Source organism: Simiduia sp. (genome assembly GCF_058345725.1).
Genome location: NZ_JBTUOC010000060.1, coordinates 14,408 through 37,802, shown reverse-complemented (window position 1 = coordinate 37,802; position 23,395 = coordinate 14,408). Strand labels below are relative to the sequence as shown.

Annotated in this window: 11 protein-coding genes; 5 read left to right on the top strand and 6 right to left on the bottom strand. The window is 59.3% G+C overall.

Translation table 11 applies throughout. The features are described 5' to 3' along the window. Positions 1 to 87: 87 nt before the first annotated feature. Positions 88 to 1,923, top strand: a complete 1,836-nt coding sequence (locus ACW8F6_RS13390; protein ID WP_491576380.1) for a serine/threonine protein kinase — start codon at positions 88 to 90, stop codon at positions 1,921 to 1,923. 117 nt (positions 1,924 to 2,040) lie between these two features. Here the strand turns inward: ACW8F6_RS13390 and ACW8F6_RS13385 are convergent, their stop codons facing one another. Both ACW8F6_RS13385 and ACW8F6_RS13380 read right to left on the bottom strand, forming a co-directional pair. Beyond that, entirely contained in the window at positions 2,041 to 2,973 is a 933-nt protein-coding gene (locus ACW8F6_RS13385; protein ID WP_491576379.1) for a diguanylate cyclase domain-containing protein, read from the bottom strand. Continuing rightward, entirely contained in the window at positions 2,958 to 8,240 is a 5,283-nt protein-coding gene (locus tag ACW8F6_RS13380) for a CHASE domain-containing hybrid sensor histidine kinase/response regulator (RefSeq protein WP_491576378.1), read from the bottom strand. The genes ACW8F6_RS13385 and ACW8F6_RS13380 overlap by 16 nt, the downstream gene beginning before the upstream one ends. Before the next feature lie 129 nt (positions 8,241 to 8,369). On the opposite strand from ACW8F6_RS13380, the gene ACW8F6_RS13375 reads away from it, so the two are divergent. From ACW8F6_RS13375 to ACW8F6_RS13365, 3 genes are all read left to right on the top strand, one after another. Continuing rightward, positions 8,370 to 8,711 (top strand): DUF2956 domain-containing protein, encoded by a 342-nt coding sequence (locus tag ACW8F6_RS13375; protein ID WP_491576377.1) that lies wholly within the window; start codon positions 8,370 to 8,372, stop codon positions 8,709 to 8,711. Positions 8,712 to 8,798: 87 nt separating this feature from the next. After that, a complete protein-coding gene (locus ACW8F6_RS13370) occupies positions 8,799 to 10,547 on the top strand; it encodes a hybrid sensor histidine kinase/response regulator (RefSeq protein WP_491576376.1) in 1,749 nt (582 codons plus the stop codon). A 48-nt stretch (positions 10,548 to 10,595) separates the two neighbouring features. Continuing rightward, the gene (locus ACW8F6_RS13365) at positions 10,596 to 16,142 is read left to right on the top strand and encodes an alkaline phosphatase D family protein (RefSeq protein WP_491576375.1); all 5,547 of its coding nucleotides are present in this window, start codon (positions 10,596 to 10,598) and stop codon (positions 16,140 to 16,142) included. Positions 16,143 to 16,166: 24 nt separating this feature from the next. On the opposite strand, the gene ACW8F6_RS13360 is transcribed toward ACW8F6_RS13365, so the two are convergent. Together ACW8F6_RS13360 and ACW8F6_RS13355 are read right to left on the bottom strand one after the other, a co-directional pair. Then, entirely contained in the window at positions 16,167 to 16,703 is a 537-nt protein-coding gene (locus ACW8F6_RS13360) for a hypothetical protein (RefSeq protein WP_491576374.1), read from the bottom strand. Then, on the bottom strand, positions 16,684 to 17,244 hold the full coding sequence (locus tag ACW8F6_RS13355; RefSeq protein WP_491576373.1) for a YSC84-related protein: 561 nt from the start codon (positions 17,242 to 17,244) through the stop codon (positions 16,684 to 16,686). The genes ACW8F6_RS13360 and ACW8F6_RS13355 overlap by 20 nt, the downstream gene beginning before the upstream one ends. 204 nt (positions 17,245 to 17,448) lie before the next feature. Between ACW8F6_RS13355 and ACW8F6_RS13350 the strand changes: the two genes are divergently transcribed. Next, positions 17,449 to 21,378, top strand: coding sequence for an EAL domain-containing protein (locus ACW8F6_RS13350; RefSeq protein ID WP_491576372.1), 3,930 nt, complete (start codon positions 17,449 to 17,451; stop codon positions 21,376 to 21,378). 7 nt (positions 21,379 to 21,385) lie between these two features. Here the strand turns inward: ACW8F6_RS13350 and ACW8F6_RS13345 are convergent, their stop codons facing one another. Together ACW8F6_RS13345 and ACW8F6_RS13340 are read right to left on the bottom strand one after the other, a co-directional pair. Further along, positions 21,386 to 22,036, bottom strand: coding sequence for a hypothetical protein (locus ACW8F6_RS13345; RefSeq protein WP_491576371.1), 651 nt, complete (start codon positions 22,034 to 22,036; stop codon positions 21,386 to 21,388). Positions 22,037 to 22,160: 124 nt separating this feature from the next. After that, entirely contained in the window at positions 22,161 to 23,354 is a 1,194-nt protein-coding gene (locus ACW8F6_RS13340) for a GAF domain-containing sensor histidine kinase (RefSeq protein WP_491576370.1), read from the bottom strand. Positions 23,355 to 23,395: the final 41 nt, after the last annotated feature.

Genomic DNA, 23,395 nt, shown 5'->3' with positions numbered 1-23,395 from the left:
GCACCGACATCAGCAGTGCTTCAGACCCCGACAGCCGACTGCTATAGTAGTCCGGACCTTTGCCAACCAGCGGCCACTGCCCACGCCATGGAACAACGAAACCTCCAGCACTTTTACATCAACGAAGAGCAATCGATCTACCTGCTCAGCCACCGCGACGCCAAAAAGCTGAAGTCCTGGCTGGGGTTGTGCGAGGCGCAATTGCGCCGACTGGGGTATACCGCGACGCGAATGATTGGCAAGGGAGCCTACGGTTTCGTGTTTGCCGCCAAAGACAGCGACAACCGCGATTTCGTGTTTAAATTTTCGCGCATTACCCTGCCTCAACATGTGCAAGACCGGTTAGAGGATGAGGGCTATATGTTGTCGCAAGTCGCTCTGCCCGGCGTGCCGGCCTTCGTCGAATTCCAGCGCGTTCACGGTCAATCGATTTTAATGATGGAGCGCGCGCCCGGCGTCAATCTGGACGAGTACGCGCGCCGTGTGGGCCGGCTGGCACCGCGCCTGATTTTAAAAATAGCGGCCCAATTGGCCGACATATTACTGGGTCTGCGCGATCAGGCAGAGCAGCAAAACCGCGCCCCCATTGTGCACGGCGATATTAAACCCTCCAACCTGATGTGGGATGAAACCACCGAAGCGCTGCGGCTAATCGACTGGGGTGCCGCGGTCTTTGCCCAGCTGGACGCGCGCGGCCAGTACGCAACTAACAGCGGCCTAAGTGCACTCACTGCCGACGCCGCTCAAACCAACGCAAAATTAGGCGACATCTATTTTATTGGCGAAGAACAATTAAACGGCGGGCTTTCATCGCCGCGCTTTGACGAGCAGGGCGCGGCCGGCACCTTGTACGCCCTGGCCTCAGGACAGTCCAGCCGATTTGGTCGGCATGTAATTACGCCCAACTCTCTGGGCCTGCCCGAAGAGTTTGCACGCACGCTCACCAACTTGATGAGCAACGACAAGCGCCTGCGCGATCGCGCCGGCGACTACTGGCTGGGCAATATGCGCTACATGAAACACATTGTCACCACGCCCAATGACCGGCTGGACAATAACGACCTGCAACCGCTGTTGCCCATAACCAGTTACCCCAAAACTCACGAAGTAGACACGGTGGTTTACAGCTCGCGCAAATCCTTCTTGCGACGCGAAATGGACGACGCCACCTTTGCCGCCATCGACCCCACGGAACTGGACAAGTACTACAAAAATTTTCTCAGCGGTATGGGCGACACCGAAAAAGCCTTCGTCACCGCTGTGAGCCACCTGGGGCGCTTTCCCTTGGTGGGCGGCCTGGCCATCCACTGGGACGACCAAGGCATCCATATCGACTCCAGCCTCAACTTATACGACGAATCGCTGCTACCGGCATTCACCACCGCCGTCAACAACATGGTGCACCTGGGCCGCGCCATCAACAAACAAGGGGTATTTAAAAGCTGTATTTTTGACGCTCGCAAAACCCTGCACATAGAGCGCCAGCACGCGGGCGATGTATTTCGCGTAAAGCCCCACCACAAAATTCAGTTCGATGTGTTGGCAGCGCAGGGAGGGCAGGATCAGTCGTCGCGCTCGCACTCCTATTTTGAAGACGGCGACGACCCAGATGAAATGCTGGAGCTGCCGCCGGAAATTATGGCGCCCATCAAGCAGATGAACACGATTCACCACTCGGGTTGCATAATTTTTGAAAGCTTGGAAAAAGACTTGAAAATTCACAATTACCTGCGCCTGCGCGACCCCAGTCGCAGCGCCGAATTCAGGCATTGCCTGGATACGATTTTGGAAAATATTCACCACATCACGGGCTTGGGTGTATCGGGATTTATGAAGTTGCCCTATCGCGACACCAAGGTCTTTGCCCACCTGGCTCAACAACCCGAGCGCTTTTTTGATTTTGACACAGCGCGCAAAGCTTAACCCCAAAGTGACGGGAACTCACGATTACTGAAATAGGTGTGTCGGTTGCTGTACTCGAAAAAAAAGCGCACTGATTATTAACTCAGTTGACGCTTAAGTTCGCTAGCCCAGTACCGATTAATCGCACACCTGGTTGCGCCCGCGGTGCTTAGCTTTGTACAACTGTTTGTCGGCCGCTGCCACCAGCATTTCCGAGGCATCCGATTCGGTGCTGGGCACAATCGATGCCAGGCCAATGCTCACAGTGACATAATCACTCACCTCGGAATCTGGGTGCCCAATGGCCAGCGCGCGCACGGCTTCCAGGCACATATGCGCCACGTGGCGCGCGCCCTGGGCGTCGGCGTGGGTCAGCAAGCAGCCAAACTCCTCGCCGCCGTAGCGGGCCACTAAATCGCCCGGCCGCTGTACCACAGACGACAGCGTCTGTGCCACCTGGCACAGGCAGTCGTCGCCGGCCTGGTGGCCAAAGCGATCGTTGTAGCGCTTGAAGAAATCCACGTCCACCAGCAGCACCGATAGGATCACTTTTTCGCGCGCGCAGCGGCGCCAGGCTTTCACAAGTTCCTGATCAAAGCAGCGGCGATTGGCCACAGCCGTTAAGCCGTCCGTTAAGGCAATTTTGGCCAGCTTATCGGCCTGGCACTTAAGCAACAGGTGGTTGCGCACCCGCGCCTTGGTCACCACCGGGTTGATGGGCTTGCGTATAAAATCTACCGCGCCCAGCGCAAACCCCTTCATTTCGTCGGCGTCGGTGATATTGCCGGTAATAAAAATCACCGGAATATGGCGGGTAGACACGTCGTCCTTGAGTTCCCGGCAAACGTCGTAGCCACTTACCCCCGGCATGACCACATCCAGCAGGATAAGGTCTGGCATCACACGCTTGGCCAGCGCCAATGCCTGGTTGCCATCGCGCGCCATAAACAGCTCGCAACTTTCCTGAAACAGTTCGTAAATCACCCGAATATTCACAGCTTGATCGTCTACCACCAACAGCTTGGGTTTCATTTTGCCGTCGGGCAGCCAAAGATCTATGGATGCTTCCACGCGACCTCCCGCTTGATCGATTCCGCCACAACCAGCGCCTGGGTAAAGTCCATATCGTTCACCAGCCGCGCCAGGGTTTGTACCTCTTGCGCCACCGCCGGGGGTGGCGCTGGCATCAACACGCTGATTCTGTCGAGTGCGTTCAAATTTTGTTCGCGCAATTGTTTGATCAGCACATTTAATTCGGCCACCCAATGGGCCTGCGTGTGATCCACCGTCTGCGCCACTTGAGCGCGCCGATCCGGTGCCATGGCGGCGCTTGCGGGTTCGCCATCGGCGGGCGCTTCGCTGTCCGCCAGGCAGGCCTTCAAGCTGGCAACAGCCTGGGCCGCCTGTAGGTCGATGCTCGACAGCAGCTCCTCATTCAACACATTGGCCAATGGCTGCCCGCCCGCCTTCAGCTGGGATTCCAATGCGCCGCACTGCACCGACAGAGCTGTAGCGCCCACGGTGGCCGCGACACCTTTCAAGGAATGGGCAGCACGCTCGGCCAATTCCGCATCTTCCTTCGCCAGTGCTTTTAACAGCAATTGTTTTTGCTTGTCTATTTCCGCCGGCAACATCGCCACCATGCGGGCGTAGAGGGCCTGGTTATTGCCAAAGCGTTTTAGCGCCGCACGGAATGGCTCATTGTCTGCGACATCTGCGTGCGCGCGCGTAGGCTGAGCGGCAGCCGCCGCGCGATCGCCCTCGATAAACGTCAGCAACTTGGCCGTCAGCTCTATTAAATCAAAGGGCTTGGCCACGTGGTCATTCATGCCCGCCGCCAAACAGGCATCGCGATCCTGTTTCGAAGCATTGGCCGTCATGGCCAAGATCGGCAGTGTTGCAAAGCGGTCATCCTGGCGGATGCGGCGCGTGGCCTCCAGGCCGTCGATGCCGGGCATTTGAATATCCATCAGCACCAAATCGTATGGTCGCTGTGCGTTCAACACCTTGTCGATACCCTGCTGGCCATCCTCGGCCAGTTCCACAATCGCACCCGCGCTGGTCAGCATTTCACAGGCCACCTGGCGGTTAAGTTCGTTGTCTTCCACCAACAGCAGCCTGACCCCGTTTAAGGGGCGCTCCACAGGCGCTGACTGGGTTGTGCGCTTAACAGAAGCGCCCCCGCCAATGGCCCTGGCCACACTTTCCATCACTTGCGCCGGCGTCACTGGCTTCAAAAGGAAATCGGAAAACACGTCGATATTGGCGCTCTCTTCCACGCTTGCGCGCCCGTAAGCGGTCACCATCACAATCACCGGCGGCGCCTTTTGCGTGAGTTGTTTGATGTTATTGGCAGCGGCTACACCGTCCATTACAGGCATGCGCCAATCCATGAGAATGACGTCGTAGGGGCGCACACCCAAACTCGCCTGCACTTGCGCCACCGCCGCTTGGCCATCGTAGGCCTGATCCACTTGCCAACCCTGCGCCTTTAAGTTGCGCGCCACCACCTCAGACATGAGTTGGTTGTCTTCCACCACCAGCACCTTTAATGGCTGTTCGACATTGGCATTCACGGGCCGCTGCTCCTCAAGCACGGTCAAGCGCACGTCGAACCAAAAGCGACTGCCCTTGTCGGGTGCACTCTCCACCAGTAATTCAGCACCCATTAAGCGCACCAATTTTTTGCTGATAACCAGCCCCAGGCCGGAGCCGCCAAAGCGGCGATTGGTGGAGGAGTCGGCCTGCTCAAAGCTGTTAAAAATGCGCGCTTGTTGCTCGGGGCTAATGCCAATACCTGTGTCTTCGACAGCAAAGCGAATGGTCACGGCCTCGTCACTTTTGGCTTGCAAATATAGCCCCAGCACCACCTGCCCCTGGGCGGTGAACTTAAGCGCATTGCCGGCCAAATTTAATAGGATTTGCTGCAACCGCTGCCGATCGCCGGTCAACACGGCGGGAATACCGGTGTCGATATCGAAGATCACTTCCACATCAGAATTAACTGCGGTGCCCGACAAGACGCCGGCCAGATCGCGCAGGAGCCCTTCCACCTCAAAGGGGTGGTTATCCAATTCCATTTTGTTGGCGTCAAGTTTCGAGAAATCCAGAATATCGTTGAGAATGCCCAACAGCGATTGCGCCGCCCGGTGCGCCTTGGTCACATAGTCCTGCTGGCGGTCATTTAGCGGCGTTTGTTTCACCAGGTGCAGCATGCCGAGCACCGCGTTCATAGGCGTGCGAATTTCGTGGCTCATGTTGGAAATAAACGCCGACTTGGCGGCGTTAGCGGCATCGGCTTGGTCTTTGGCCTCGCGCAGGCGGTCCTCTACCTCGCGCTGCTCGGTAATGTCGAGGTTGATGCCCGTGACCTTTAGTGCCTTGCCCTGGTGATCGCGCTCCACATGGGCACCGGCCAGAATGTGCCGGACATTGCCCTGGCTATCTATAACGCGAAACACCGGGTCGTAGGTGTCAGTCCCCTCCACGGCGCCCATTAATTTCGCTTCGGCGGCAGCCACATCGTCGGGGTGCACGCGGCGACGCCAGTGGTCGTAATTCAGGCCCCCGTCGCGCTCGGACAAGGGATAGTCGTAGAGCGCAAACATGCGCTCATTCCAAACCAGCTCATTGGTTTCCAGCACCCAGCTCCAAATTCCCAAATCCGCCACTTTGGCGGCGGTATTAAGTTGATCGCGCGCGTTGACCAGCGCCCGCTCGTGCTCGCGCTGGGCGGAAATGTCGGTGGCCAAACCCAGAAACCCCTGCAACTCACCGTCCTCCCGAATGGCCGATAGCACCAGCGACGCCTCGAACACGCGCCCCTGTGCATGAACGAGGCGCATCACGCGCGCCTCGCTGCCACACTGTTGGGCGCCGTAAGTTAAGGCGTCAAAGCCCGACAGATTCACGCCATCCTCCGCCAGCCGCTCCGACACGCAGGCGGCAACATCCTCGGCCACGAAAACGGATTCGGGCAGCCGATACCCCACAATTTGCTCAGCCGTCAGCCCCAGCAACTGCTCGGCGCCGCGATTAAATAGGGTCACTTCGCCCTGTACATTGGTGGCCACAATGGCCGTTTCGGAGGCAGCGTCCAATACGTTGCGCAGCAGGTTATTTACGCGCCGCAATTCCAAGTCCGCTAATTTGCGCAGTGTGATATCCGAACGCAAAGAAACGTAGCGCTCCACCTTGCCGCTGGCGCCCACAAAGGGCGCAATGACCGTGTCGAACCAACCCAGCTCGCCCGCCTTATTGCGATTGCAGATTTCACCGCGCCAAGTTTTACCTGCGCGCAGGCTGCGCCAGAGATCCGCCATAAACTCGGCGCTGTGCTCGCCGCTGTTTAACAGCCGATGGTCCTGGCCGATCAACTCGGCCGCCTGGTAGCCGGTTGCCGCACAAAAATTATCGTTCACTTCCAGTATGCGACCTTCGGTATCGGTAATGGACAACTGTAACTGGGCGTCGATGGTGCTGAGGTAGACTTCATTTTCGTGCAGCGCTTCGGCCAGGTGCACGCGGTTTTCGGTAATTTCTGTGACGTCCTGCTCAATCACAAACACGCCGGAGACATCACCGCCGGCCACATCGGGCACCAGATCTGTGAGCAGGTGTTGCCGACGTCCCTCGGCGTCTACCAAGGTTCGCTCAAAGTGTTGGGGCACGCCATCCAGTGCCGCCTCCAGTTGCTTGGCCTGCATTTGATGCAGCTGACTGGCGTCCACCTCCGCCAGCGGCCGGCCCTGCAATTCGCGCGCGGGCAGATTCGCCGCTTGCGCATAGGCCTTGTTGGCCACCCAGTTGGTTAAATCTTTGCTCCAGTAACTCACCAGTGCCGGCACCGCATCCAAAACCGTTTGCAGGCGCCGCTCGGCGGCCTCCAGCGCCTTGGTGCGCTCGCGCACCTGAATTTCTAACTCGGCGTTCATGTCCTCTATTTGCGCTTTGCGCTGCCGCTCTTCGGTGATGTCGCGCATAATTTCAGACACCCCAACCACCCGGCCCTGGCTGTCGTACACGGGCGCAACGGACACAGACACGTCCACATAACTGCCGTCCTTGCGGCAGCGACGGCACTCAAAGCTGGGCAGCTGCTCGCCCCTGGCCAGCAACTCCATATGTGCCAGCTCTTCGCTGCGCTGGGCCTCGGGTACCAGCACGTCGCACAGACGGCGGCCCACCACCTCTTGAAAGCTGAACCCAAACAACTCGCGGGCGCGATCGTTCCAGCTTTGAATATGGCCCGTGGGGTCTAGCCCCACAATGGCTTCGGGGGAGTTAGTGACCAGTGCCGCCAGGGCCTGTTGGTGCATTTGCGACAAGTGCCGGCGCTGCTGGTTGGCCGCCACCAAGAGCGCCAGCGCCGCCACCAGCAAACTCACGAGCGCGCCAAACAGACCCAGCGACGACGGCGACTGCAGGTTTAACAGAGATTGAAAACCCGGCCGCGCGGTTAGCGTCAATTGCCAATGGCGCCCATACACATCCTGGATTTGGGAGTGGGTTAAATCGTTGTCGCCCGCGCTGCTGGACTGGTCGCTGACGTAAATGGGCTGGTGGTGGGCGCGATCGCTGATCGACAGCGCCACATGGCGGGTATCGATGGCCAGAGCGTCGAGCAGCTCGGTCATCACCAGGGCCGCATAACTCCAGCCGATACACTTTCTAACGCGCTCGGCCTCGGTAGTGGGGGTTGCGCCGCCGAGGTAGGCGGGCATTAAAAACAAAAACGCCTGGGCTGGCGCGCCATCGGCCTGTACCAGCGTAATGGGCGCCGTTAACTGCGGCTCGCCCGTGCGCATGGCCTTGTCTGCCGCCGCGCGCCGGCTACTTTCCGAGGCGATGTCCAGCCCGATGGCTTCGCGATTAAGTTGTTCGGGCGCCACAAATTGCACTATGTAGCGCTCGTTGGGGTGCGGCGTTAACTGACGCACTGTAAAATTGGGTTGACCGGCGGCGCGCACCTTGGCCTCAAAGACCGCCTGCTCTGCAGCCGGCACTCGGCGAATGAAACCAAAGCCGTGTGCGCCGGGAAACTCCTCTTCGATATTGCGACTCAGACTATAACGCCGGAAAGATTCATTGCCCGCCACTTGGTCTCCCACCACCAGCAACGAGCCCCTCGCACCGCGCAGACCGTATTCAAACAACCGCAACCGCTCGTCGATGCGCTGCATAATGCGCTCGCCGCGCTGCGTCAGCTGTTGCACCGTATCTTCATGGTTGGCCTTGTGCCGCTCGGCCACTAAGTAGAGTGTCACCAATAAACCGACCAGCAACACCGCAATTGCCCAGGTTACGCCATAGCGATGCACCGATTGTTGTTCGTTCACCCTGCCTCCCTCACACGGATAATGGATACTGTCTAAGCCAGAGTGTAGACCCAAAGCACCGGTACCACCGGCGCCACCGGCCCAGCCGTGAGGTATACTGCCAAGCCCTTAAACCAGTGCACGACTGCCATGAGCTACAAAAAATCAACAGCGGCCGATCACAATCTGCAGGACGCCCAGGCTATCGCGAAAAGTCTGCAGCGCCCCGGCCAGACCAAAGCTGAAACCAAGCGCATCACCCAGGGCATACAAAAAGGCATAGAGCAGTACAAAAAGCAGGCGAAAGCCAAGGCCCGCGAGCGCGAAAAGCTGCAAAAGAAAGCCCGGGCTAACACCCCACCTCAGACCGCCGGAACAATTGATTCACCGGCACCGCCGCACCGGCGACCGACCATTTTGCCCTGGACTCTGCTGGCCTTGACCTGGCTCGGAATTCTCGCCTTCACCCTGAGTGGCGGCATCGCTGCCTAGCGGCGCTTTAACGCCCAGGGGCTTTAGGTTAAGCTCAAGCCCTGCCGGCGAACCGGCCTTTATCGACGCGAATACCAGAAGCCGTGCATGGACTCAGCGAATACTAATAAAGAAAATATCGAAGCCGAGCTGATACGCATGCTGGCCAAGCAGGGGCGCATTACGCCACTGCCCATGCTCATCGCCTTAGCCGTGATAGCGTTTTTTGCCTCCGACAGTCTGCCGCGCTGGCTGTGGGCCGGTTGGTTTTCCGCGGCGGCGCTGGTGTTAATTCTGCGCGCCCAATTTTTGGCGCGACTGCCAAAACTCATCCACTACTCCGAGCGCCAGCAATTGCAGTTGGCCATGGCGGTGACCGTTGCCAATGGCATTCTGCACGGACTGCCGCTGCTTTATTTCAGCGCCTTCACTGAGCTGGAGCGCGCCGTGGTCACCATGATTCTCATGGGCACCAGTTCCATTACCGTAGCCACCACCGCCGGCTACCGTCCCATTGCCATCGCCTACACGCTACCCACGCTGGGTGTGGCGTCGCTGGTGTGGGGCTATCACGGCGCCACTGTTGCGCCTCCTAGCTGGCCATCGCTGGCGGTCGCACTGTTGATCATTTTTTACGTGCCCCTGCTCATTCGGCTGGCGGGCAACAGCTTTCACATTTTTGAAAGCTCCTACCGCGAGCGGTTGGTGCAGTCGGCGGTGAATACACAGCTGCAAACCATTCTGGAGCAGGCCGAGTCGGCCTCGTCGGCCAAAACCCGCTTTTTGGCCTCGGCCTCTCACGATCTACGCCAACCCATTCACGCCCTGTCGCTGTTCGGCTCCGCACTCGGCAAGCGACCACTCGACGACGAGTCGCGCGAGATAGTGGGCCACATGGACACCGCCCTGCAGGCGCTCGCCTCGCAATTGGATTCGCTGCTCGACATTTCCAAGCTGGATGCCGGTGTGGTCAACATTAATCGGCAAACGTTTAACTTGCTGGATATGGCCGAGCGTCTGCAGGTGGAATTCAGCCCGGGCGCCGAGGAAAAGGGCCTGAGCATCTGGCTCGACTGTTATGTCGACGTCTATGTGGAAACCGATGAACTGTTGTTTGAACGCATTTTGCGCAACCTCTTGTCCAATGCCATCAAATACACCGACAGCGGAAAAATCATGCTGTCGATCAATGTGGAAGAGGATTTAGTGACCGTATCGGTGGTGGACTCCGGGCGCGGTATTCCCAAGGCCGAACAGCAGCGCGTGTTCGAGGAGTTTTACCAACTGGAAAACCCCGAGCGCGATCGCCGCAAGGGCCTGGGCCTGGGCCTGGCCATCGTCAAGCGGCTGGTCAAGTTGCTGGATATTAAATTTTCGCTCTACTCGGTGCACAACGACGGCACCCGCGTGTCGCTTACCCTGCCTGTGAGTAACGACAGCCCCAACAGCCATTCCAATCGCCCCAAGGCGCTGGCCTCGTGGGATTCGCTGCGGTTGCTGGTGGTCGACGACGAAATGGAAGTGGGCCTGGGCATGCAGGCGCTGCTGGAAACCTTTGGCGCCACCGTCGACGTGGCCGACTCCACCCAAGCGGCCCTGCAACTGGCGCTAGCCAACCGGCCCGACATTTTGCTGGCGGATTTCCGCCTGCGCGGGGAGGACAACGGCCTGGACACCATTCGCAACCTGCGCGATATCTATCCCAAATTGCCGGCTATTCTTATCAGTGGCGATACCGCGCCCGATCGACTGCGCGAAGCCAACGAAGCCGGTATAAAACTGTTGCACAAGCCCGTTGCCGCCCACGTGCTGGAAGACGCCATTGCCGAAACCTGTAATTTAACTGTCTCCGAGTAGCGCCTAGCGGCTGTTTAATACTTTCATCGCCACGCAAGGACAGCGCACATGCAACGCGTCAGCCAATGGCTATCAGATCGCTTTGAAAATTTAGTCCACCGCGCCGCCAGTGAACCCGCCGCGCTCGAATTTGACCTGCTCATTGTGGGCAGCGGCTACGGTGGCGCCATTGCCGCGGCCACCTTGGCGGGGTGTGAATACCAGGGCCGAACGCTGCGCGTGGGCCTGCTCGAGCGCGGCGACGAATTTTTGTCGGGCATGTTCCCCAAAAATATGGAAGAGCTGCCGGCCCAGGTGCGCGGCATGGTGGGCGGCACGGCCATCGGTCAGCGCCAGGGGCTATTCGACCTGCGCGCCAACGGCGACATGAACGTGCTCACCGCCAACGGCCTGGGCGGCGGATCACTGATCAATGCGGGGGTCATGGCCGAGCCGGCCGCCGAGGTGTTCGACCAACGCTGGCCGCGCGCCTTGCAGGCTGGCACGGCGCTCGATTTTGCCCGCACCCGACAACTGCTGGGCGCCAGCGACGCCCAGGACAGACCCAACACTATCGCGCGCGCGGCGCACTGCCCCTCAAAATTTACCCAGTTGCAGGCCTTGGCACCCGAGGCCACAAGCGCCGCCGCCATCACTGTGGCCATGGTCGACGGCGACAATCAAGCGGGGGTAAAAATGAACGCCTGCAGCCAGTGCGGCGATTGCGCCACCGGTTGCAACCTGGGCGCCAAAAACTCCCTGGATATGAATTTGCTGGTGCAGGCACGACGCCTGGGCGCCGAGCTCTACGCCGGCGTGAGCGTCTCAAAATTGCACAAGCAGGCCGACGGTCGCTGGCGCCTGGCCTGTTACTACACCCACGACAAATTGCGCGCCGGCCAAAAAGCGCCCATAACACTCAGCGCTGAGCGGGTCATTTTGGCCGCCGGCAGCCTTGGCTCCACAGAGATTCTAATGCGCTCAGCCTGCGATGAGCTGGCCTTTTCGCGCCAGCTGGGCCAGCGTTTCTCCGGCAACGGCGACGCCATCGCCGTGGGCTTTGATCAACAGCAAGCCGTCAACGCCTTGGCCTGGTCGACCAAACAACCCAGCCGGCGGCAGGTGGGCCCCACCATTACCGGCATTCTGGACCTGCGCGCGTCGCACCAACTGGTTATCGAGGAAATGGCCGTGCCGGCGCCGCTGGCGCGCGTATTTGCCGAGCTCTACACCAGCACCAATAGCTTGCACAATCTGGGCGAGTCCGATTGCAGCGAACACCCGCGCGGCCAACCGAAAAATGACCCGCTCTCGCTCAATTTGCGCCAGCTTACGCACACCGCTTTGTATGCCGTTATGGGCGACGACGGTGCCGGCGGCCAGCTAGAGTGGCCGACCGAACCCAGCGCCGCCTCGGACGACCTGCCCGAAGGTCGCCTGCAGGTGCGCTGGCCCAGCGTCCGCAGCCAGCGGCTATTTGAATATCAAATAGAAACCCTGCGCAGCTTGACGGCCCGCAGCGTCAAGGGCCGCGTGCTCAGCAATCCGGCCTGGAACCCGCTGCCCGATGCCATGGCCGCGCTGTTTAACAGCGACAAAGGGCCACTCTTGACGGTGCATCCCCTGGGCGGCTGCAGCATGGCCGATTCGGTGACCGACGGTGTGGTGGACGATCTGGGGCGCGTCTATAACGCCGGCCCGGAGGGCGGTTTACACGAGGGCTTGATGGTGCTCGACGGCGCCATCATGCCCTGCGCCCTGGGCATTAACCCGGCCCTGACCATTGCTGCCGTGGCCCTGCGCGCCGCCGAAACCCTACGCAACCAGTGGCAACTACAACAGGCAGCCCAGGCGCTGCCCGGCTTTCGCGCGCGGCCGGTGTGGCGCGCCACCGATATGGCCGAGACGCCCCTACCCACGTTGATTGAGGTCAATGAGCGGCTCAATGGCGAGGTGGTTTTAGCCACCGAGACGGGCACCCGGCCACTGGTAGCGGAGCTCACGCTCTGTTTCGCCCCCAAGGCGGTGGCCGATTACTTTTGGACCGAGGGCGACAACGAACCCCAAGGCCGCACCGCCGCGCTGGCCCGGGACGCCCAGGGCAACAGCCGCAGCCAACTGCGGCTGTTTGAACCAGACAACTGGCGACTGTTGGTGGCGCGCAACGCCAATGAAGCGGAGATGGCCGCCGAGGCCATACTGGTGGCGCCGGTGAGCGGCGAATTGGAAATTATGCATCGCGCGCACAGCAAAGCCTGGCAACGGGTGGCGCGCGCCAGCTGGGCCTACCTTTGGAACCGGGGCCTGCGCGATAGTAAAGACGCCCTGCAGTTGAGCAAGCGGTTGCGCGCGCTGTTCAAACGGGTGGACAAAGCGCCCACCGGCTTTGGCGCCTATTTGCGTGATTTGCGCCACCTGGCCAGTCACTCGGGCCAGGTGCGTTTGTTTGAATACCGACTGACCCTGCATAGCCCCGCCGGCGGCTGGCCCAGCCACCTGCCCGCGCTGGCGGGCGCCGACCGACACCTTCTGCACGGCGAAAAGCACATCACCTACTGCCGCGCGGCCAATCCCATTCAACAGCTGTCGACCCTAACACTGAGCCAATTCCCCGGCTTACAGCGGGCCGCCACCTTGGCCTTTGACAACCGCTACCTGGCCAGGCGCGACAAGCCGCTGTTGCGCATCGTGCAGCAGGAAAATCTGGTACGAGGGTTTGCTGACTTAGTGTCCTTCCACTGCTTTTTTGTGCGTCTGTTGATCCACACCCACGTGTGGACCTTTCGCAAACCCGACCGGCCCGAGCCGCGCCAGCCGAACCGTTTGGCGGGGCCTCTGTCGGGCCTGCCAGCGCCGGAAATCCGCGAACTGGAGGTGGATCGACTCGACAACGGGCTACCCATTCACATTCGCCTGACCCGCTACCCGCAAGCCGACAGCAGCGAACCGCCACTGGTCATGCTGCACGGCTACAGCGCCTCCAGCACCACCTACGCCCACCCCGCCATCGATACCTGCGCGGCCGACTATTTTTACCGTGCCGGCCGGGATATCTGGCTGGTGGATCTGCGCACCTCGAGCGGATTACTATCGGCCATGCTGCCCTGGCATTTTGAAGATGTCGCCTTCAAGGACATTCCGCTGGCATTGACCGAGATACTGGCAGTCACCCGGCATAAGCAGTGCGATGTCATCGCCCATTGTATGGGTGCGGCCATGCTGAGTATGGCGATCCTGCAAAAGCCGCCGGCCGGCGCGCCCTACTTTCAGATGCGCGACAGGTTGCCGGACCATCTGCGCCATGTGGTACTCAGCCAGGTGGGGCCCAAAGTCTCCTTTTGCCCCGACAACATGACCCGCGGCTACCTGCTCAAAAACGTGCGCCATTTGCTCGGCAACCTGCCCTACCAATTCCGCCCCAGCGAGGCGCCCTCGATGCTGGAGTCGCTGTTTGACCGGCTGCTGCAGGCGCTGCCCTACCCGCGCGCGGAGTTCATGCGCGAAAACCCCTGGTGGCCCGGGCGCAAGGTGCGCTGGTCGGCCACCCGCCGGCGCATCGATGCGCTGTATGGGCGCGCCTTTTCGCTGGCCAATTTATCCGATCGGCTGCTGGCGCACATCGACGACATTTTTGGGCCCCTGTCCATGGGTACCCTCGCGCAAACCATACATTTTGCACTACAGGAGCAAATTACCAACTACCAGGGCGAGAACTGCTACGCCAGCCGCGAAAACTTTGCCCGGCGCTGGCGCTTTAACACCCTGAGTCTGCACGCTGCCGACAGCGGCCTGGCAGACGTGGACACCGCCGCCTTAATGGCCAGCGCCCTGCACGACATAGCGCCGGAATTGGAGGCGCAGGGCCTGTGCGCCCGCCAGCGCATTTTCCACGGCTTTGGCCATCAGGATTTATTGATTGGCCGCGGCAGCGAAAAAGTGTTCCGCGCCATAGATGCGTTTTTTCAGTCGCCCCAGGATTACCGGCAACCCAGCGACAGCAAGCCGCTGATCCAGGCGACGCCCAAGGTGCGCCTGGAATTGCCGGCGCTGGGCCCGGTGATAGGCCCCGCCACCCGCACCCAGCTGCCCGTCATGTTGGGGGTCGACCCCGCGGGCCGGGCGCCCGAGTATGTGCTGTTTGTGCGGGTCGACGACCAGGGCCGCCCCCTGGCGCCCTGGGATTTGGCCACAGCTCATTTAGATAGCCACTACCAACTGCAATTTGCCCACCCGGCCAAACACCAGTGGTTAAAATTTTTATTGGACCGCCCCGACGACGGGCTAGCTCAACTCTGGCTGCCGGTACTGATCCACGACGATGGCACGCCCCTGTCGCAATTGCCGCTGCACGCTGGCCTGCCGGGTAACCTGCTGGTCTTACTGCGCCAAGCGCAGGGCTCGGTGCCACAGGCGCAGGCGCAGTTGCTGCGCCACCTGGTCGAAGCCACCCAAGCCGATCTCGCGCAGCTATTGGCCGGCGACAGCCACCGACAGGCGCTGCTGCAATGGCCCGCCAGCGGCCCGGACAGCCTGCGCCTGGCCGTGGCCGCCTGCCAATACCCGGCCATGCTGGTGGATCACGCCTGCGCCTATGCCGCCTATCAACGACTGGCCGAGCGCCTGGATCAACCGCTGGCGCCCTCGCTGCTGTTACTGCTTGGCGATCAGGTATACGTGGACCCCACCGCCGGCATGGCCGACGCCCAAACCTACCACGAGCGCTATGTGGAGCCCTATCACCAATGGCTAAAGCAGCCGCCGGTGCGCGCGGTGTTGCGCCGATTGCCCAGTTACATGATGCCGGACGATCACGAGATCGCGAACGACTGGGACGACCGCCAGGGGCAAGCCCAGCACTATGCTCAGTTTACCCCGGCGCGCAGTAGCTACCTGCTCTTCCAACGCCAGCGCAACTTGCTGCCCCGTCCCGCCGCCCCCTGCGCTACGTCGACGACCGGCACCGCGCGAGCGCCCCTGTGGCAGACCCTGCAGCACCAGGAGCTGGCGCTCTTTTTGGCCGACAGCCGCACCGAGCGCAAGGGTCGAACGCCCGCACAATCGTTGGAACCGATGATGTCCGACACCCAGTTTACGGCGCTCAAAGAATGGCTGGTCAATTCTCCCACAGAGCAACCTAAACTGGTGGCGACGGCCTCTATGCTACTGCCGCGCCGCCTACGCTCGACGACGGGGGCCGGTGCCAGCTGCCAGTCCGATGCCTGGGATGGCTACCCGGCACAACTGCACGCATTGCTGGCCTGGATTGCCGAGCGTCGGATACAAAATGTCCTGTTCGTGTCGGGCGACGAGCACTTGTCCAACTGCGCGACCCTGACCTTTCACCTGCCGGACGGCGATTTGCGCTGCTACTCCCTGCACAGCTCGGCGCTAAATGCGCCCCTGCCCTTCGTCAATACCCGGCCCGAAGAGCTGGCAAGCGAGGACAGCCTGACACTGCAAACCGCCGCCGGCGAAGTGGTGTGCGATATCAGCACTCGCTATTTTCCCGGCGACGGTTTTGCACTGCTGCACTGGCAAGCCACCGGCGGGCGCTGGCAGTTAGCCTGCGAGTTTGACCGCGCGGAGACCGCTGAATCGCTGACATTAAAGTGGTAATCCCGGCGCCAGTGGGGCGTCGGCTTAGGGGTTGGACGCCTGGGGCGCAGGGGGGGAGACTTTTTGGTAGTAGCCGTCGAACACCGTTTGCCAGGCGCCATCTCGTTGTACCTGCCACAACTGCCGCACCCGGCCATCGGGCAGCTGCGACCAGCTGATCCTGTTGCGCTGTGCACCTGCCGGCGTGGGGCTATCGCCCTCGAGCACCATCTGGCCTGCGCGTAGGCCGCCCGCGAGTAGCAGCAAGGCGCCCTGATTATCCACCCAGCTCTGGTGCCAGCGTTCGCGGCTGGCGTCGTAGAGGGTAAAACTCTGGCCGCTGTAGCCCGCGGGCGTCTGGTAGCGCTCGTGCAGGACACAACCCTGCTCCACTAACTGTATCTGGTTGTGGCCGGCGAGCTGCCCGTCGGCGCGGCGCACCTCCCAATGGCCCAGCCAGAAATCAAAGGCGCGGTAGGCTTCGCCCTCGCAGGGTGCCGCCGCGCTAATCGCCGCCCAGGCACTCGCCGTCAGAGCCGCAAAATACCGACCCAGAAGCCAGCTAGAGCGCTGTAAACGCATATTTCTGGCCCGCAATGGAGGCCTCGTACATGAGCCCGCCCTTGGCCACCGTCAGCACCGCCACACCCTTGGTGTAGTTGGCGTCCACCTGTTGGGTGGACTCGGCCTTGGCGCCACTGCTGGCGCTCACACCGGTGGTACTGGCGGTGGCCTGAGCACTGGCCGTGATGGCAATGGCGCTGGCACCGGCGGCAAATTCAAAATTACCGGAAGTAAATTCTTCGTAGGCCCGCTTATCCTGTAAAAACACCACCTGACTGTAGGCCTGCCCACCCATTTGCAGCCCGATAGACAGCTGCGTCATGCTGGTGGTACCGGTCAACTGGCCCTTGCGGTACACCCGCCCGGTACCGTGGGCAGCGCCCAGGCCCAAACCGCCCTTGGCAATGGTGGGAAACACCGCGTAGGCGTAGGCGTTGTCAAAAAACTTCTGCGCGACGGGCGAGTGTTTAAAGGTGCTAATGGTGTCGCTGTACTCATCGGCCTGCAGGCCCAAGGACAGCAAACAAGAGATGATCAAAACGGCAAGTTGACGGCGCATAAATGGCTTCCTGTAATCAGCGACGCGAATAAGTAGGTAACAGCGATCAGCCTAAAAACGGCAAGGCACGGGTGTTTAGTCACTCGGCAGCCGCCAGAGTTCCATATTCAGCCCTCGGGTTCAATGCCCTGCACCCTGCACGGCAGCGCCCGCACCTTCGCCATTTCTGGGCTAGGCTTAATTATCACCGGATTACGTGCGCCTATGAATACGAACCTCCTGCTGACAGTGGGCCTGCTGGCGGCATTTTTCACCGCGGGTTTGGCTGGCTCGTTAGTCAACTACCAAAATCAGCAGAAGCTTGAGCGACAGCTGCAGCGCCTGGGCACGCAAACGGCGCAGCAACTGACGGGGCAGCTGGCGCACATCACGCTGGCTCTGCGCGGCATGCGAGGCGCCGTCAAAAGCGCCGGCGAAGAGTTTAACGGCCATTCCTTTGCCGCCTTTTTACAGCACAGTAACCTATTGCAGGAATTTCACAGCCTGCGTTTTTTCTGCTTTATTGCCAACGTGCCCGCGCAGGATACAGATGCATTTTTGCTACGCGCCCGCGCAGAGAATGCCGATTTTCATTTTCGCCAGTACACGCCGCACGCCCACAACCGCTACTTGATTACCTACATAGCCCCCAAACACAGCCTTAAAGATGCCTTTGGTTTGGATTTAGCCTCGGAACCCGCGCGCAGGGCCACACTGGACCAAGCCGCCAAAAAAAATCGCGTGCAGCTCAGCCCGCCGCTGCACGGTACCGGTAAAAAAATAGACAGCACGCCCGACTACCTGCTGGTGCTGCCGGTGTTTCACGCCGGCAGCACCGAGCCCTACGGCTGGGTGGGTGCACCTCTGTTTTTTAACGACCTCTGGTCACAGCTGGACGCCCTGGCGCTGACCCAGATCCAAGTGCAAGACGGCGCGATAACCTTTAACGGCCTAGCGCCCAATAACAGTTCGACGTCTGACGACCCACTATCGGATACGGGGCACTGGCCCTGGCAAAGCGCGCACCTAAGCTATCAAACCCAGCTGCCAGTGATGGGCCGCCAATGGCAGTTACACATCACTGCGACCCCCACTCTGGTACAACACCTCAACCTGCCCTCGGCAACCTACACCTCCTTGTACACGCTGTTGCTGGGAGGGCTGTGTACCGGCTTGTTGTACCTGTTGGTGCAACGCCGCCAGGAGTACAAATCGCGCGAGCGCAGCCAGCGCGAACAGCTGGGCACCCTGATTGATGCCGCCCCCTGCGGCATGATGTTTATCGATCAGGATTACAATTTCGTCGCCGTCAACCAACAGCTGTGCGAACTAACTCACTATACGCGCGATGAGTTGGTTGGCCACTCCTTTAATTTATTGATGGGCCAGGATGTCAGCGGTCAGAATTTACTGCAGCCAAGCACCGGCAGCGACATGTCCTACCAGGGCAAAGGCGTGTGCTTTGAAATGTTCGCCAAGCGCAAAGACGGCAGCCAATTCCCCGCCGCGGTGGGGTTTTCTACGCTGAACATCGATGGGCGGCGCTTTATTGTGGCCACGCTTGAGGACATCACCCAGCGCAAAACCATCGAACAGAAAATCGTCAATAGCGAGTTATTATTTCGCAATCTAGCCAACGCCATGCCACAACACGTCTGGACCGCAGAAGACACCGGCGCCATCACATTTATTAACCACCAAATGGCCAATTATTTTGGGCGCACAGTAGCGCAATTGCAACCGGAAGACTGGCCCGACATAGTGCACCCCGACGATCTGCAAAGTGTGTACGAGAACTGGGAGCGCTGCATAAAAGAAGGTGTCGACTACGAGTCCGAGTGCCGTTTGCGCACCCAAGACGGCGAGTATCGCTGGCATCTCATTCGCGCCCAACCCGTGCAACTCGCCGATGGCTCGCGCCACTGGTACGGCACCAATACCGACATCACCGAACACAAGCGCCTGTTGCTGGAAAGCGAAGCCAATGCGCAAAATACCCAGGCCATTATCGACAGCGTGGTGGATGCACTCATCACCATTGACGACAACGGACAAATCACCAGCACCAACTGGGCCGCACGTAAACTGTTTGGCTACAGCAGCGCTGAGCTGGAAGGCCAGAACGTCAACATGCTAATGCCCGAGCCCTATCACTCTCAGCACGACAGCTATCTAGCAAGCTATCGCCATACGGGTGAGCGCCATGTCATCGGCAATGCCCGACAGTTGGAAGGCCGCCATAAAGACGGCAGCCTGTTTAAGATTGAATTGCGCGTGGCTGAAAATTACCGCCACGGGAAACGCTACTTTTTAGGCATAATTAGAGATATTACCGAGCGCTTTTACAACGAGCGCCTGCTGGCCGCCCAGGATCATGCCCTGAGCCTCATTGCGCGCAACGCCGAGCTGCCAGTGATCCTTGAAGCACTGGTTAAGGATATCGAAAGCCTGGGACAAGAAATGCTGGCCAGCTTCTTACTGCTGGATGCCAGCGGCCGTAGATTGCTGCACGGCGCTGCGCCCTCGCTGCCTACGGTCTACAATGCTGCCGTTAATGGCATGGCCATAGGCCCAAAGGCTGGTTCCTGTGGCACATCGGCATTTTTGCGCAAACAAATCATTGTCAGCGACATCGAAACCGATCCACTTTGGGAGGATTATCGCGACCTGGCGCTGCAACACGACCTGCGCGCCTGCTGGTCTACACCCATTTTTGCTCACAACGAATTGCTGGGTGTCTTCGCCCTGTATTTTAAAAACCAGCGCGCGCCTTCAGCTCGTCATCAGCGCATTATCAATATGGCGGTGCACGTCAGCTCGCTGGCCATCAGTCACTCGCGCCGCGAAAATCAAATTAAACAATTGGCCTTTTACGACTCGCTAACCCAGCTACCGAATCGCGCGCTGGGACTCGACCGTTTAAATCGCGCCATTGCCGATGCCCACCGCCGCGATGAAAGCTTGGCCATTATCTTTATTGATCTCGATGGCTTTAAGAATATCAACGACAGCTTAGGCCATCATGTGGGCGACAAGCTGCTAAAAATGGCCTCGCTGCGCCTAAAGGACTGCGTGCGTGAAAACGATACAGTGGCCCGCCTTGGTGGCGACGAGTTCTTTATAATCCTGCACGGAACTTCCAACAAAATCGCGGAAGTAGTGACAGAAAAAATACTGAAAACCATGAGCGATAAATTTCAGATAGACAACCAAGAGCTGCACCTCTCCTGCTCCATGGGCGTCTCGCTATTTCCAAAGGACGGGCAGGACGCCAGCACGCTGCTGCGCAATGCGGATGCGGCCATGTACGGCGCCAAGGAGGCTGGCCGAAACACAGTGAAATACTATACCGACGACATGAACCGCAGCGCCGTTGAACGCATAACGCTGGAACAAGAAATCCGCACCGGTATTGCGCGCAATGAGTTTGAGCTTTTTTACCAACCGCGCATCAACAACGCCACCAATACCATCGTCGGAGTTGAAGCACTGGTGCGCTGGCAGCACCCCTCTCGCGGCCTGCTTGCCCCCAATGTATTCATTCCCATTGCTGAACAGTCGGGATTGATCGTGGCGCTCGGCGACTGGGTCCTGCAGCAAGCCTGCCGACAACTCAGCGAGTGGATGGGCCAGGGTTGCGCGCCCATCGCCGTTGCGGTCAACCTGTCACCGCGACAATTTCACGACGCCCAACTTATTGAAAAGGTGAAATGCGCGCTCGAACAAGCTCAACTACCGCCCAATCAACTGGAGCTGGAAATCACGGAGAGTATGGTAATGGACGAGGGCCCCCACATTATTGCCACCCTGCACGAACTCAAGACAGTAGGAGTCAATCTGGCGATTGACGACTTTGGCACCGGCTACTCAAATCTCAGTCGGTTAAAGCACCTGCCAGTTGACGTCATTAAAATCGACAAATCCTTTGTGGACGGCATTCCCGAAGACTTGGACGACGTGGCCATTGCCACCACAATCATCGCTATGGCGCACCACCTGAAGCTTAAAATAGTGGCCGAGGGTGTAGAAACCTACGAGCAGCAGCAGTTTCTCAGCGGCAAAGATTGCGACGAAATGCAAGGCTACCTATTTGGCAAACCCGAGACCGCAGAAAGAACGGCCTATCTTGTTGGGGTTAAACACCAGACACACTGAGAACCCGCTACGCCTTGGGCAGCTTTTTGTCGCGCGCGAGATATTTCAGCGCGATTTGTTCGCTGCGCGAAGCCTTTAACCAATGTCGCGACGCTTCCACATGGCGCGACATTTTATCTGCCAGCAAGCCCCGCAGCTGCTCCGCCAGCGCAGCATCTTTCTCGAATAACCGATCAAAATTCAACTCGCACAGCTGCAGACAAGCAATGTCCTTGATGTAGTGCAACCCACGCAGCGAGCGCAATTTCGCCAGCGGCAATACTTGATTACTGTGCAGCCGATTCAAGTCCACCAAGTCTTCCCAGCTGGCTTGCAGAAAGCGATTGGACGCGGCGTCGAAGGTAGCCAACTGTGGAAAATCGGTGTCGTCGCTGGGGTCGTAAAACAGGAAATGGTCGCTGGGCAGCAGCCAAGACTCGGGCAGTCGGAAATTCATGCCACCTTGCGGATGCACCCTGGGCAGTTGCCGGCAGGAGCCGGTATCAGACAATTTATACTCCACCACCAATCGATTACTGGTGCCTGTGTGCAAGGCAAAGCCGCGCTCCATCACCAGACAGAACAGCTCAAAGTGCTCGTCCAAAGTTTTCTGAGTGAGGTGCGTTGGTCTGCGGGCCTGCGCCAGCAGCGCCTGTACACTGGCGGTGGTGTCATCCATGGTCGCTTTCGCTCAATAGCAACAAGGGGCGATATAAGCCGGACAGAAAACCTTGCATACCCTTGCCTGTGAGAATTTTATGCGCCGCATAATAGCGCTAGCGTACCAGCAAAACAATCCAGCGCTACTCAGCGCGGGGCAGGCTAAAACTGATTTTGGTGCCGGGCCCATGTGCCCGATCCAGCCAGATCTTGCCGCCTTGCATAGTGACAAAATCGAAACACAACCCCAGGCCGATGCCGTGGCCGTGTTCGCCGTAACTCCCCAACTGGCTTTCTACTGGGCCCCTGAAAAGCTTCTCGGCCAGCTCGCTGTCGATGCCCGCCCCCTGGTCAATCACACTGATGACCACCTCATCGCCCTGCACCTGTGCCTCTACGCGCACTTCTGCGCCGGTGGGTGAATATTTAATGGCATTAGCTAAAAGATTTCGCAGCACCGTGTGACTGAGCGTAGCGTCGGCGCGCACGGCAAGTCCGTCGGGGATAGCCTGCTGAAGTGTCAGTCGCTTGATTTGTAAGGTGTCGCCCAGCAATTGCATGTCGGTTTTAATCAAATCGGCAATGGCTAGTGTTTGCAGTTGCAAGCTGTAGGCACCCATGCGTTGTTGCGACCACTGCAGCAATTCATCCAGCAGCTGATACACCGTGGTCGAGGCAGTCAAAATTGCCTGGGCCATATCGACCACGCGTTCGGGGCGCGAGGCATCGGCTTTAGAGCTCAGGCGCCGAGAGAACCCCAGTATGCTGTTAAAAGGCGCCCGCAGATCGTGAGCGATCACCGCAAAAATCTTTTCGCGATTTTTATTCAATTGAACTAAACGACGATTGTGCAGCCGCAACTCCAACTGGCTGACCACCTGCTTGGCAAGTGTTTTTAGGGCCTGGCGCTGTACATCGTTTAGCGCCTTGGGCACTTGGTCAATCACACACAGGGTGCCCAGCGGCAGCCCCTGCTCGGTAATGAGCGGAGCGCCGGCGTAGAAGCGAATATCCGGCGCACTCTCCACCAGCGGATTGTCGGCAAAGCGCTCGTCTAATAGGGCGTTGGGCACCTCGAAGACGTCGTCCTGCAAAATTGCGTGGGAGCAAAAGGCAATGGACTTGGGTGTTTCGGTGGCGTCTAAGCCCACCTTTGACTTAAACCACTGGCGGGTGTCGTCCACCAGGCTGATCAATGAAATGGGCGTGCCGCAGATTGCGCTGGCAATTTCTGTGAGGTCGTCAAAGGCTTGCTCGGCCTCTGAATCCATCACTTGGTATTGCTCGAGCAGCGCGAGGCGATCGCTTTCAAAGGGGTGCGTGGCGGCACTCTTCATGGGCTGGGTTTCCGTGGCGAATGACGTAAAAGTAACTCACC